Origin of the sequence: Rhodococcus sp. YH3-3 (assembly GCF_001653035.1) — a bacterium.
GTDB lineage: Bacteria > Actinomycetota > Actinomycetes > Mycobacteriales > Mycobacteriaceae > Rhodococcus_F > Rhodococcus_F qingshengii.
On the sequence record NZ_BCWH01000001.1, the window covers coordinates 1,637,662 to 1,650,920 of the forward strand.

General features: G+C 61.9%; 12 protein-coding genes and 1 pseudogene. 3 read left to right on the forward strand and 10 right to left on the reverse strand.

Annotated features, from left to right (window positions below; translation table 11 throughout):
- Positions 1 to 16: 16 nt before the first annotated feature.
- Positions 17 to 475 (forward strand): MarR family winged helix-turn-helix transcriptional regulator, encoded by a 459-nt coding sequence (locus YH3_RS37275; RefSeq protein WP_192712017.1) that lies wholly within the window; start codon positions 17 to 19, stop codon positions 473 to 475.
- Between the two features lie 125 nt (positions 476 to 600).
- Here YH3_RS37275 and YH3_RS07580 read toward each other — a convergent pair whose 3' ends face one another.
- From YH3_RS07580 to YH3_RS07590, 3 genes are all read right to left on the reverse strand, one after another.
- Positions 601 to 1,215, reverse strand: coding sequence for a hypothetical protein (locus YH3_RS07580; RefSeq protein ID WP_042920173.1), 615 nt, complete (start codon positions 1,213 to 1,215; stop codon positions 601 to 603).
- A 49-nt stretch (positions 1,216 to 1,264) separates the two neighbouring features.
- Positions 1,265 to 2,053: a hypothetical protein gene (locus YH3_RS07585; RefSeq protein WP_064443204.1), complete on the reverse strand. Its 789-nt coding sequence runs from the start codon at positions 2,051 to 2,053 to the stop codon at positions 1,265 to 1,267.
- Positions 2,054 to 2,123: 70 nt separating this feature from the next.
- A complete protein-coding gene (locus YH3_RS07590) occupies positions 2,124 to 2,996 on the reverse strand; it encodes a hypothetical protein (protein WP_064443205.1) in 873 nt (290 codons plus the stop codon).
- A gap of 369 nt (positions 2,997 to 3,365) precedes the next feature.
- Between YH3_RS07590 and YH3_RS07600 the strand changes: the two genes are divergently transcribed.
- A complete protein-coding gene (locus tag YH3_RS07600; protein WP_003945789.1) occupies positions 3,366 to 4,742 on the forward strand; it encodes a wax ester/triacylglycerol synthase family O-acyltransferase in 1,377 nt (458 codons plus the stop codon).
- Here YH3_RS07600 and YH3_RS07605 read toward each other — a convergent pair.
- The 3 genes and pseudogenes from YH3_RS07605 to YH3_RS07615 form a co-directional block, all read right to left on the reverse strand.
- Positions 4,743 to 5,174 (reverse strand): annotated as a pseudogene (locus tag YH3_RS07605) (PPOX class F420-dependent oxidoreductase).
- Positions 5,175 to 5,229: 55 nt separating this feature from the next.
- Entirely contained in the window at positions 5,230 to 6,096 is an 867-nt protein-coding gene (locus YH3_RS07610) for a hypothetical protein (protein ID WP_064443206.1), read from the reverse strand.
- A 12-nt stretch (positions 6,097 to 6,108) separates the two neighbouring features.
- Entirely contained in the window at positions 6,109 to 7,086 is a 978-nt protein-coding gene (locus tag YH3_RS07615) for an HAD family phosphatase (RefSeq protein WP_064443490.1), read from the reverse strand.
- A 177-nt stretch (positions 7,087 to 7,263) separates the two neighbouring features.
- Here YH3_RS07615 and YH3_RS07620 point away from each other — a divergent pair, with 177 nt between their 5' ends.
- Positions 7,264 to 9,624: an arylsulfatase gene (locus tag YH3_RS07620; RefSeq protein ID WP_042920162.1), complete on the forward strand. Its 2,361-nt coding sequence runs from the start codon at positions 7,264 to 7,266 to the stop codon at positions 9,622 to 9,624.
- Positions 9,625 to 9,639: 15 nt separating this feature from the next.
- Here the strand turns inward: YH3_RS07620 and YH3_RS07625 are convergent, their stop codons facing one another.
- Genes YH3_RS07625 through YH3_RS07640 form a run of 4 tightly spaced genes read right to left on the reverse strand, consistent with a single transcriptional unit; the run spans position 9,640 to position 13,213 of the window.
- Complete coding sequence (locus tag YH3_RS07625; RefSeq protein WP_003945691.1) at positions 9,640 to 10,413, reverse strand: ABC transporter ATP-binding protein; 774 nt, start codon at positions 10,411 to 10,413, stop codon at positions 9,640 to 9,642.
- Complete coding sequence (locus tag YH3_RS07630) at positions 10,410 to 11,450, reverse strand: iron ABC transporter permease (RefSeq protein WP_054187945.1); 1,041 nt, start codon at positions 11,448 to 11,450, stop codon at positions 10,410 to 10,412. Before YH3_RS07630 ends, YH3_RS07625 begins: the two co-directional genes overlap by 4 nt.
- The gene (locus YH3_RS07635; protein ID WP_064443207.1) at positions 11,447 to 12,199 is read right to left on the reverse strand and encodes a trans-aconitate 2-methyltransferase; all 753 of its coding nucleotides are present in this window, start codon (positions 12,197 to 12,199) and stop codon (positions 11,447 to 11,449) included. The genes YH3_RS07630 and YH3_RS07635 overlap by 4 nt, the downstream gene beginning before the upstream one ends.
- Positions 12,200 to 13,213, reverse strand: a complete 1,014-nt coding sequence (locus YH3_RS07640) for an ABC transporter substrate-binding protein (RefSeq protein WP_064443208.1) — start codon at positions 13,211 to 13,213, stop codon at positions 12,200 to 12,202.
- Between the last annotated feature and the right edge of the window lie 46 nt (positions 13,214 to 13,259).

Genomic DNA, 13,259 nt, shown 5'->3' on the forward strand with positions numbered 1-13,259 from the left:
CATGTATTCTATTTGTATGCAAGATCGGGAAACATGGACGACAGGGTCGCTGGTGTGGCACCTTGGCTTGCGCTGGCGGGCGGGGGTTGACCGAGCGATCGCGCACCTGGGGTTGACTCACGCCCAGTATTCAGTGCTCGCGTCTCTGCATGGTCTGGTGAGTGCGGGGGAGAGGCCGAGTCAGCGAGAACTCTCAGCGCACACAGGATTGCAGCGAATCTACATATCCAAGCTCGTGCGAGCGTTGGAGAAGAGCGGGTTTGTTGTCAGTGAACGCGATAGACGCGATGCGCGAGCCGTTCGCCTCGATCTCAGTGACGAGGGCAAACGAGTCATAGAGCTCGCTAAAGACATTGTCCGCCAATTGGATGCAAAGAATACGGAAGTGCTGACGAAAACCGGAGGGCGGGAACTCGCCGAGCTCCACCGCGCCCTTGACGCGTTACTCGACGCCACCGAAGCAGGAGATGGATAATGCGCCGGTCCGCTTAGTGGCGCAACCGAAGGCGATCGTGTGCGGACCCGGTCCACAGGACGTTCGTTGGGGGAGCGACGGAAGCGTCGATCCCCCAACGAGCCCTATTGTCTAGCTGTCGATCGTCACGGTGTCACGTTGATCGGTGTGGCCGATGCGAACTGCAGTGTGCCCGACATTGTTGCCGTCCCAGTGGCTGCGGCGGGGCAGACGGGTCCGGTGCCGGTGCGTGTGTAGTTCACGGTGCCGGTGTTGCTGGCCACGACGCGCTGGTTGGGAATATCGAATGGCAGCGGTCCGACAGTGCTGGCCCCGACGGTGACTGTGCATGTTGATCCGGGCATCGTGACGACTGCGCCTCCTGCAGGAATGACCAGGGATCCCTGAGCCGATCCGGTGTCTGCCGAGACGTTCAATAGCCACGAGCCGGAGGTCGTGACCACAGCGGGTAGGCCGTTAGCCTTGCACCCGGTCAGGCTGGGGGTGCCGATATTGACGTTGACTCCGCCGGTGCCGGCGTTGGAATTACCCGGCGCGGATGGGATGGTCCCGGAGCCCGTCGTACTGGAGCAGGTAAGTGTGATCGTTCCAGTCTTGATACTGAGATTGCTGCTCGAAGCAGTCACGGCTTGACCCGCTGGAGTGACGACGGTCGAAGCCAGAGCGGTGCCGGCTGCGACCGCAATCGCGGCTGCGGCGGCAGCTGTGACGATGGTGGTGCGGCGAACTGCATGGGTCATCGATATCTCCTTGTTGTCGGTGATACTTCGTGAGTCGCCGGTGCTTGCTCTACTGCGTCCGCAGGCTGTCGGCGCCGATGTTGAACACATCGCTTGTGGTGGTCAACGAGTTGTGACCACTCGAAGACGGAACGTTGGCGCGAAGATTGACTGCCCAATTCAATGCGCCGAACAGTCCACATCCAGATGCGCCCGGTACCGCGAACGTCTGGTCGGCGTGCGTCACGTTTCTGACGGCGGCGGTATCCGGAAATCCTGGAACTTCCTCCAGGACACCATTTTCGGACACTCCGAGTTTGAACATGATCGGGTTGCTCGCAGAACCCAGATAGCAGTTGCCGCCCAGCAAGGGGTTGGAGATCTTCAATCTTGCCGGAAGTGTGACACCGAGTTGGAATGCGTCGACTGTTGGCAACGCGACCGGTTCGACTGTTGCCTTGATGGTGGTCAAGCCGCCGGGGAACGGTATACCGAGCCCGAAGATTCCTCCTGGTACCTCGATGGGGGTGGAATAGACGCCTTTGGTGCCGTCAGTGGGAGGAATGAAGATCTGGTCGAACCCGAATTCAGCGTCGGGGTTCTCGCGATAGGCGACACCGCCGGCGATATTCAACGAGCCGGAAGGAACCGGTACTTTGAGCCCGTTGATGTTCATTTCGCCGCCTTTGACGACGACATCGACACAGGTGCTTGTCTCCGGATTGGCTATCGGGCATTTTCCCCAGCCCCCGAACGGCGCATTGGGCAGCGGGGCCGCCGTCGCGGTTGACACCGCCCCGAGAGTGAGGACTCCCGCTGCGACGACGGCGAGCGCGGCTCTGAATCGTATTGTGCGCATGGACAAGTGAACTCCGTTTCGAGGTGGCAATCTGTCGTCGATGACGGTTCTGTGGCAGTGGGTTGGATTGCTAGTTGGCGCTACGCTCGGCAACGATGGCAGCGGGTTCGGGTGAGCCGGCCGGCTGGGGCCTGAGGCTGTCGGCACCGATGTTGTAGACGTCACTCGTCGTGGCGAGGGAGTTGGACGTGGTGGACGAGGGAAGCCCGGCGCGCCAGTTGACGATTGGATTCAGAACGCCGAACGGGCCACACCCGGAAGCTGTCGGGACCGCGAAGGGCTGTCCGGTGTGCCCGGTGTTTCGAACGACGGCAGTATCCGGGAAACCTGGAACCTCTTCGAGGACACCGTATTCGGTCACATCCAAGTTGAGTTGGACGGGGTTGTTGTCCGAGCCCAGGTAGCATTTGCCGCCGAGGAGAGGGTTCGCGATCTTCAGTTTGACGGGTAGCTTCACACCAAGCTGAAATGCGTCCACGGTGGGGAGTGCAGACGTCGACTCTACGGTGGCTGAAGCCTTGTTCAGTCCGAAGAGATTGTTGAATGGCAGGTCGATTCCGAGTGCGCCCCCGGGGATGTCGATGGGTTTGGCGTAGATCCCCCGACTGTTGTCGTTCGGCGGGATGAATACTTGGTCGAATCCGAATTCAGCCTCTGGATTCTCCCGGTATGCAACTCCGCCTGCGATGCGCATCGCCCCGGCGGGAATGCTGACGGAAAGCTTGCCGATCTTCATGTTTCCGCCGGTGACCGTGACGTCCATACAGGTGCTGGTCTCGGGATTGTCGATCGGACATGAATCCCAACCGCCGAAGGGGATCTCCGCTGCCGGGGCGGCTCCTGCAATGCTTGCTGACAAGCTTCCCACCGCAGCGGCGGTGGCGAACACAGTTGCGGTGGCGAGTGCGCCGAAAAGCCCACGCGACGTCGAACGTCGGGACATGTATTTCTCCTTTGGGTACAACCGACCAGTCGGGATTGTGATGATGAGTGACGGTAGTCACGTGTGACTTGGATGTACAGACAATTTGAAACAATTCCGACAAAAGTATTACTGCGATCGCCTCCGCTACTACTTGCGGCTGTGAGGATTGAAATTTGTTGCAGTGCTCTGTGTCTCGTCATTCACCCGCGAATCGCTGTGAGGTGCTTCGACCCGAAAAGGCGTTCGTCGACGGGAATATCGGACTCCTGTCGAAATCGAGGGGGCAATGTTTTGTCGGAGTCGCCAATGAGGGAAGTCAGGGCGAGTAACTTTGTCGAACAGCGGCTGATCGGTACTCCGGGCAGCTGCCCGAGAGAACGGATCGCCATGACGCTGATGCTGCCACTCGACTCGATGTTCCTTCTGATGGAGTCACGGGAGCATCCCATGCACGTCGGTGGCCTGTCGCTTTTCGTTCCGCCGGAAGGGGACGACGGCGAATTCGCCAGGTCGCTCTACCGTTCGCTCACCGACGTCGACTCGATTCGGCCCCTCTTCCGTCGCAAGCCGGTGCAGTTCTTGTCGAACTTCGCGCCGGTGCGTTGGACGGAGGACGCAGACGTCGATCTCGAGTATCACGTCCGGTTGCTCGCGCTGCCCAAGCCGGGTCGAGTCCGCGAGTTGCTCGAGCTGACCTCCATGCTCCACGGCACGCTGCTCGATCGGCATCGGCCGCTGTGGGAGGCGTACGTGATCGAAGGTCTCGCCGACGGCCGAGTTGCCGTGTACATGAAGACGCACCACGCGCTCATGGATGGTGTGTCTGCTGTTCAGGCGTGGTACCGCAGCCTCTCGTCGGATCCGCACGATCGACATTCGATGCCTCCATGGGCGCAACGACCTTCTTCGGGGCGGGTTCGTGCCGGTCGCGGGCTGGACCTGCAGAGGCGGGTGGGCTCCGTGATCGAGACTGTGCAAGATGTGGTCGGGGTCGGCCCTGCGATAGTGAACGCTGCTGCCTCGGCAGTGAAGGACCACGTCGCACCGTTGCCGTTTGCTGCTCCGAAATCGATCTTCAACGTCCCGATCACCGGAGCGAGGCGTGTCGCCGCGCAGTCGTGGCCGATCGAGCGCCTGCGCAAGGTCAGCTGCGTTGCAGACGTGACGCTCAACGATGCGGTGTTGGCAATGTGCGCGGGTGCGCTACGGCGATACCTGATCGAACTGGACGAGTTGCCGGACAAACCGTTGATCGCGATGGTGCCGGTATCCCTTCGCAAAGGCGAAGAGGGTGAGGCTTCCGGCAATGCCGTGGGTGCGGTGTTGTGTGATCTGGCAACCGAATTGGCAGATCCGGCGGCCCGACTTCAGAGAGTTCACGACTCGATGAGTAGCGCCAAGTCCCTGATGTCGGGCCTGACGCCCCTGCAGATCACGGCGCTCAGTGCATTGAACGTCGCGGGTCTCGGGCTGCCGCTGATCCCTGGTTCATCCCGACTGATCACTGGGCGTCCAGTCTTCAATCTGGTGATTTCCAACGTCCCCGGCCCGACAACGACGCGCTATTGGAATGGCGCGAAACTCGAGAGCTGTTACCCGGCATCGATTCCGTTGGACGGGCAGGCGATGAACATCACCGTCATCGGCTACGCGGACACCATGCAGTTCGGGCTCGTCGGCTGCCGCCGCAATGTTCCGCACTTGCAGCGGCTCCTCGGCCATCTCGAGGAATCCTTGAGTGAGCTCGAAGCCGCCGCAGGCTGATCAATTCGACTCGCGCCTTCCGACGTCACGTCCGTTCACGACCAACTGGTGGACGTCCAGTTCTTTGTCGTCGAGGCCGAAGCTGATGATGCGTTCGGGGTGGATACGGATGATCGGTGCGTCGAGACCATGTGCAGCAGCACCAGTAGCATCCAAAGCCTCTGCCCGGCCACGGATTTCGACGCACCTGACCTGTCATGGATCTACGGATGCGATGTCGTCCACGACGAACGCGACCCGACCGTTGTCTGCGACATTGTGAAACTTACGGCTGCCCGTCATGTTGTAACCGCTGATGTCGATCGTGGCTGTATCCGGGTTGTAGTGGAACCCGACCGGACTGACTTGCAGCGTTCCGTTCCGTTGAACCGTCGCGAGGCGACCGAGAGTCTGTGTGGCCAGGTAGTCGAGTTCGATTCGGGTGAATGTCATGAAATCACGCTAGAACCTGAACTGCTGTAGAGGTCAAGATCTCCGAACGTACAACTCATTCCATCTCGTCGAGGGCCTCTTCTGCTTCGTCGACCCGCCACTCGGCCTCGCGAAGTTCCTCCTCGGACTCTCGAACTGCGACGCGGGCAGCCTTCTCGGTGTTCTTGGCGAACTGTCGTTCTTGTTCTGCGTGCTCGAGTTCGGCGCGGAGTTCTTCGATGCGACGGTCGAGGTCGGACAGCTTTGACCTGGCATCCTCGAACTGGGCGGTCTCGGCCTTGACCCGTCGTCGGATCTTCTCGACGCCTGCCCTGGCTTCCTTCAATTCTGCTTTCGCCTTGGCTTGTTCGGCCTTGCGATCCGGAGCAGTGGACTTGGCCGGAGGGTGTTCTTCGGTGTGGATCGCAGGGGCGTCTTGTGCAGAATCCTCCTCCACTACAGCAAGTCCCGCCGGTCCGAAACCGCTGTAACTCGCAGCGGTCACGACCCGTCCGAGTCGAACCTGCGCGGCAGTCTCCTCATCGGCCAGGGCGGCATTGAGAGTCTGCGCGACATCGCGCAACGAATCCTCGCCGACGCTTTTTCCCCGTGAAGCGGCGATCTCACCGGATTTGTGGGCGAGACTCCGCACCACCTGCTGCCTCTGTGTCGTCAGCCGTCGCAAGTCCGGGCCCGAGAGATGGCGTTGAGCGTCGCGTAGCGATTCGCCAAGCGCGAGAAGTGCATCCAGATCCTCTGGTGCATCGCGCGAGATGAGATTGACCAACCACCCCACGGTGGTCGGCTTCCGAAGTTTTCCGATCTCTGCGGCCAGTGTGCGGTCGTTGTCGTCCCGGGCAGCCTTCACATGCTTTGTACGCGCCTCTACGAACTCGCCGGGGTCGAGGCCGTAGAGTTCGTCGGCGACATCATCGAGGGTCACGTATCAATACTGTCATTCGGCGAATCGTTCGAAGACTGTCTTCCAGTCGTTCTTGATGCTCACCACCGTCCACCCGTTTGCGCGCGAGATGTCGAGTGCGTGCTCGGCCCCGTCCACGTAGTCGAACTCGCGTTCCGGATCGTCATGGAGCACCAGAAGGCGAAGTGCCAGAACGTTCGGGTGTTCGGCGAACTTCAACATAGGTAGGTCACCGTTGCTGTTTCCGGCCGCGATGACAGGTCGTCGGCCGATTCGGTTCCAGATCTGTACGGGCTTGGCCGGCCCGTCGTCGACGACATCGGTTTGGGGCTGACGGAGAATTGTGCCGCTGTGCCCGTCGTCCTTCCACGTCAAGGCCACGCCGCTGCCGATGACGCGATCTCGGGGGATGCCGTAGACCTCCTGGCTGATCGGACGCATGAAGTCACGTCCGCCTCCAGAGACTATGTAGTTCGAGAATCCCTTGGCTGCAAGGTAATCGAGCAACTCCACCATGGGTGCATAGCTGCAGTGCAGATACTCGCGACCGAGAGTGGGGTGCGAAGCAGTGCGCAGGTAGGTATCGGCGTGGGTTTCGAATTCGTCGACCGTGACTTCGGCGAATGCCGCCAGGACACCGGCCGCGAGCACCTTCAGTGCGCTGTCGTCGCCGCGATAGTGCTTCGAGATCACTTCGTTCAACCAGGCGTAGTCCTTTTCGAACGCAGCCTGCCACGGTTGACGGTTGCGAAGAGACGGATCCTGGTTGGTCATCTCGACGAGGCGGCGCAGGATGAAGTCGAGTTGGATCGGCATCGGCTTCTCACACCACAGGGTTCCGTCGTTGTCGAAGACTGCGATCCGGTCTTCCGGTGCGATTTCGTCCGGACTTCCCTCAGTCGTCGCGCGTTCGACGAATTGCCGGACGGCCTGCTTCGGCGTGCCGTCCTGCCAGCTCGGAAGCGGGTCAGGGTTATCGGAGGTGGAGGCTTCAACGAATTGACTGCTCATGTGGTCCCTGGCTTCCAGTGAGGTGATGACAGACCCGGCACTTTCATACTCGGACTTCCTGCCGAAAGTGGCATCGCCTATTTCGGGCGACAGCGCTTCGGTGAGCACAATCGGGGTATGCGATTCACCATGCGGCCGTAGAGGCTGGAAATCAGATGACCTACAAGGAGCCAGATCATGGCCAACGCATTCAAAGGCGTCGTCAACCTCGATATTCGCGATTCGATTCCCGACTGGAGCCCGTACGAGCAGCCGAAGGCCGCCGCCGGCACACCGAATATTCTTTACATCGTTCTCGACGACGTCGGATTCGGCGCCTTGGGTTGCTACGGGGGACCGATCGAGACGCCGAACATCGACCGCATCGCGGGCAACGGATTGCGGTACGGGCAGTGGCACACCACAGCGCTGTGCTCCCCGACGCGATCGTGTCTGCTCACCGGGAGAAACCACACGACCAACGGCATGGCCTGCATCAGCGAGTGCGCGGTCGGTTTTCCCGGCGGAAACGGTCACATCCCTCCCGAATGTGCCACGCTCGCCGAGGTTCTGGTCGAGCAGGGATTCAGCACCGCGATGGTCGGCAAATGGCACCTGTGCGCAGAAGACGAGATGAATCTTGCTTCCACGAAACGGAATTGGCCGGTCGGCCGCGGATTCGAGCGGTTCTACGGCTTTCTCGGTGCCGAGACCAATCAGTGGTATCCCGATCTCGTCCACGACAACCACCCCGTCGAACAGCCGTCGACGCCCGAAGAGGGGTATCACTTCAGCGTCGATATCACCGACAGAGCGCTCGAATACATCGGTGACGTGAAGTCGATAGCTCCGGACCGGCCTGTATTTCTCTACTACGCACCCGGGTGCGCACACGCTCCGCATCACGCGCCCCGCGAATGGGCCGATCGCTACGCAGGCAGGTTCGACGCAGGGTACGAAGCCATGCGGGACGAGATTCTGGCCAGACAGAAGGAAATGGGACTTGTCCCGAAAGACACGACCCTGCCCTCACTCAACCCGATAGGCACTCCTGAGACCCGCACCGGGCCCGACGGCGAACCGTTCCCGCCGCTGGATTTCACCCGCCCTTGGGACACCCTCTCCGCTGACGAGCAGCGACTGTTCTCACGGATGGCGGAGGTGTACGCGGGCTTCCTCTCGCACTGTGACGATCAGATCGGACGCCTGCTCGGGTACCTCGAAGAAATCGAGCAGCTCGACAACACGATCATCGTGGTGGTCTCCGACAACGGTGCCAGCGGTGAGGGCGGACCCGACGGATCTGTCAACGAGAACAAGATTGCGAACGGCGTACCCGACGACCTAGCCGAGAACCTGGCGAAGCTGGACGAGTTGGGCAGCACCGAGACGTACAACCACTATCCCAACGGGTGGGCGATGGCGTTCAACACGCCCTTCAAGATGTGGAAGCGTTACTCGTTCAACGGTGGAACCTGCGACCCATGCATCATCTCGTGGCCGGAGGGCATCGATGCCCGTGGCGAGATTCGAGATCAGTACCATCACGCCATCGACGTCGTCCCGACTCTGCTCGACTGCGTCGGCGTCGACTTGCCTGACACGGTGAAGGGGTACACCCAGCACCCGATTCAAGGCGTGAGCATGCGGTACAGCTTCGATGCCGGCAACATCCCCACCGCCAAGCACACCCAGTTCTATTCGATGCTCGGAGGACGAGGAATTTGGCATGACGGCTGGAAGGCCGTCACCACGCACCCGACTCTGAGCGGGTGGGGCCATTTCTCGGAAGACACCTGGGAGCTCTACCACACAGAGTTGGACCGAGCCGAGCTCCGGAACCTTGCGGATGAAGAACCCGGCAGGCTGGCAGAGCTGGTGGGGTTGTGGTTCCACGAGGCCGGTGCCAATCAAGCTCTGCCACTGGACGATCGGTCCGGTGTCGAACTTCTCACCACGCCTCGCCCTCAGTTGGCCCCGCCGCGAAACCGGTATGTCTACCGCCCGGGCGGAGCCGAGGTGCCGGAGGCCGTCGCCGTCAACCTTCGTAATCGTTCATTCTCGATCGGGGCAGTTGTCGATTTGGCCGAGCCAGGTGCGACCGGTGTGCTTTTCTCGCATGGCGGCAGGTTCGGTGGTCATTCGCTGTACGTCAAGGACAACCGCCTGCATTACGTGTACAACTTCCTCGGCAGTGAACAGCAGAAGATCGATGCCACCGAAGACCTTCCGATCGGCGAAAATATAATCTTGGCAGCAACTTTCGAGAAGGAAGGCGAGGATCCGCCGGGCACTGCGCACGGGGTGCTCGGCCTCTACTACGGCGATCGGAAAGTCGGTGAGGGCAGAATCCGCACTCAGCCAGGCAAGTTCAGCATCGGTGGCGGCGAAGGGCTCAACGCAGGCCGTGACAGCGGGGAGCCCGTAACCGACGACTACCCGGGTACGTCGCCATGGGCGTTCACGGGTGGAACGCTCAACCGGGTGGCCATCGACGTCAGTGGTGAACCTTACGTCGACCTCGAACGCGAAGCAGTGGCGATGCTCTCGCGTGAATGACAGTTCCGAGTGCGTCTAATCTGTGCCGGGCGGAAGGTATCTCACGGTAGGTACTCCGCCGGGACCGTCCAAGCGGACCTCGGCGTCGACCTGGTAGACCTCGGCTATCAGGTCGGCGGTGAGGACCTCGGTCGGGCTTCCGTGGGCAACGATGGATCCACGGTTCAGCATCACTATCGAATCGCAGAACATGGCGGCCAGATTCAGATCGTGCAATGCCATGATCGTGGTGGTGGGGAGGCGTCGCACGAGCGCGAGCAGTTCGAGTTGGTGATTGATGTCCAGGTGATTGGTCGGCTCGTCGAGTAGCAACTCGTGGGGTTCCTGAGCGAGGGCGCGCGCGATCTGGACGCGTTGGCGCTCCCCGCCGGACAGGGTGTGCCACGACCGGTCCAGCATGCCGGCGAGGTCGGTGTGTTCGATCGCTGCCCGGACGGCGTCGCGATCGGAATCCGATTGCCCACCCCACAGTCCGCGGTGAGGTGTGCGTCCGAGTTCGACTACCTCCGCGACCGTCAGATCGATCTCGGTGTTGCTGTGCTGATCAACGGTCGCGATCCGACGCGCGATGTCGCGGCGTTTCCAGTCGGACAACGGGGTTCGGTCCAGGGTCACGACACCGGATGTCGGACGATTGTGCCCGGCAAGCAGTTTCAGCAGCGTCGATTTCCCCGAACCGTTGGGGCCGAGAAGCCCCACCGTACTTCCGGTTGTAGGCGAGACGTCGAGGTCGTCGACTATGAGCGCCCCGCCGACCCGCCAACTGACGCCGGTAGCTTCGAGTGTCATGGCCTGGCCTTCCGTCTCCAGAGGATGACGGCAAACGCAGGCACACCGACCAGCGCGGTCACCACACCGGCCGGGAGTTCCTGCGGCGCAATGGCTGTGCGTGCCACAGCGTCGACCCAGACAAGGAAGATGGAGCCGATCAGTGCGGACGCGGGCAGGAGTCGGCGGTGGTTCGAACCGACGAGAGCCCGCGCCGCGTGCGGGAGGACCAGGCCCACGAAGCCGATGGCACCTGCGACGCTCACGATCACCGCGGTCATCAAGGCTGTTGCCAACAACAGGGTCACACGCACCCGCCACACGTTCACCCCCAGCGACGACGCCGCGTCCTCGCCGAAGGCAAAGGCGTCGAGTGCGCGGGAGTGAGTCAGACAGACCACGAGGCCGACTGCGACCACCGCAGCGCAGAGTGCGACGTCGAGCCAGTCGGCGCCGCCGAGTGAGCCCAGGAGCCAGAACATCACGCCGCGGGTCTGCTCGGGATCGGCCGAGGTGATGACGATGAACGAGGTGAGCGCGGAGAACAGTTGGGTCGCGGCGACACCGGCCAGGATCACCCGGTCCGGCGTGCCGCCGGCCGCATGGGCGAGCAGCAGCACAAGGGCGAAGGAGATCACCGCGCCGATGAAGGCGCCGCTCGACAGGCCGATCACTCCCGACCCGACTCCGAGGATCACGATCAGTACGGCACCGGTCGAGGCGCCGGACGAGATACCGAGGACAAACGGATCGGCCAGCGGATTGCGAAGCAGCGACTGCATGATCGCACCGCACAACCCGAGACCGGCACCGCAGAGCGCGGCGAGCAGGGTACGCGGCAGACGGAGGTCCCAGACGATGCCGTCACGGATAGGGGTGACGTCCGCCGCGGTACCGCGGAGATGGCCGACGACGATCGAAGCCACCTCACCGACCGACAGACCGGCCGGCCCCAACGTGATCGCCACGGCAGCCGATCCGGCCAGCGTGACAACACCGATCATCCACAGCAGGGTGACGGTCGTCGGGTTGTCACGCAGCCGAACTCTTGTCGTCATCTCACGCCGTAGACCACGTAGTCGTCGAACAGTTGCCAGACCGTCCCCGACTCCCGAAAACCTGCTTGCGCGAGCGCCGCCAACTGGAAGTCGACGGCCGTGGGCGCAGTGGCGTCACGTCCGGCGAATCTGCGCTCACGCTCGTCGGTCAGTGCCCCGATGCCGGGAGTTGCCCGCAACTCGTCCCACCAGCTCTCCCACTCGGGAGCGCCCGCAGCAAAGGCGGAGCGTTGCGTCTGCTCGTCGTGAGCCTTCGCCCATCGCCCTATGGCGGGGGATCGGCCGTCGAAACGAAAGTGATCACCATTGAGCAGAACGCCGGCCGGGCTCAGCAGTTCGCGGCACTGCCGATACACCTCGACGAGCTGCTGCGGTTGCAACCAGTGCAGCGCGGTTGTCGACACTATCGCCTGAACCGGCGCAGCCACCGAATTCGGCCAATCGGCTCCCGCCAGGTCTGCGTCGATCAGCTGCAGTCGGTCACCGAAACGCGTCGACGACTGGCGGGCGAGCTCCAGCAGCATCGGGTCGTAATCGATCCCCACAACGCTCGCATGCTCGAACTTTTCGAGAATCCGGGCGCTCAGTGAACCCGGCCCGCAGGCCAGGTCGACAACCGTGAACGGGGCGTGCGCGTGCTGCAATTCGAGGACGTCGAGAATCACGTCGAAGCGCCTCTCACGGTCGGCGATGTATGCCGCCTGCTGGTCGTCCCACCGACGCACCAGTTCACAGATCTCCGCGGACATCTAGACCACACCCAACTGGCGCAGCCCGTCGGAGAGCTGTTCGATGCCACCGACATTGCGGATCGAGGGATCCATCGTCGTTCCCTCGAGGATGATGTAACGCTTGTTCTTCACTGCGGTGAGCTTGCTGGCGACCGGGTCCGATTCGAGGAACGCGATCTTGCTTGCGGCACTGTCGCCGTCTCCACCGCGGTCGAGATCTGCGAGCACCAGCACGGTCGGGTCTCGATCGAGCACACTCTCCCAACCGATTTCGGGCCAGTACTGCTTGTTGTCGTCGAAGGCGTTCTTCGCACCCACCGCGTCGGTCATGATTCCCGGTGCACCGCAGCACCCGGCGAAGTACGGAGTCTTCGTGGCTGCATACCACCACGCCAGCGTCACGTTCTCAGCTCCCAGTGCCGCCGTGGCGGTGGCCGCGCGATCCTTCAAACTCTCGGTGAGCTCGACACCTTTGTCCTTGACATCGAACAGTGTTGCCACGTCGTCGATTTCGTCGTACAAGTCGTCGAGCGTGAGGGCCTTGCTCTGCTCGGCATCCTGACCGGTGCACTCGCTGGGTGACTGATATGTCGCGACACCGAGGTCGGTGAACTTGATCCGGTCGGCGATGCCCTCCGAGGTGAACGTGTAGTTGAACGTCGTGTAAACCATGTCCGGTTCGCGTTCGAGGACACTTTCGAATGACGGGAACTCGGTGTCGAACGCCTGGACCTGACCACGCGCCTCGCGCAGTTCGGGGAGGACATCGTCATCGCTCATGGCGTACCCGGCCATCCGGTCCTGCACTCCCAGCGCGAACAGCATCTCTGCTGCAGGTTGATTTACCGCGATTGCCCGTTCGATCGGTCGCTCCACCGTGACGTCTCGGCCACAGTTCTGGACTGTCACGCGCGATTGTTCAGAAGAGTTGGATTGTCGGGCAGCACTGTCGTCGGAGGAGCAGGCAACCAACGACGCGCTCAACAGGGCAGCGACGGCGGCGGCGGGTAGGCGAAGTCTGGACAGACGCATGGAATCTCGTTCTCGCAGGGGCTCGTTCGCGGAGCCCGTTACCGTG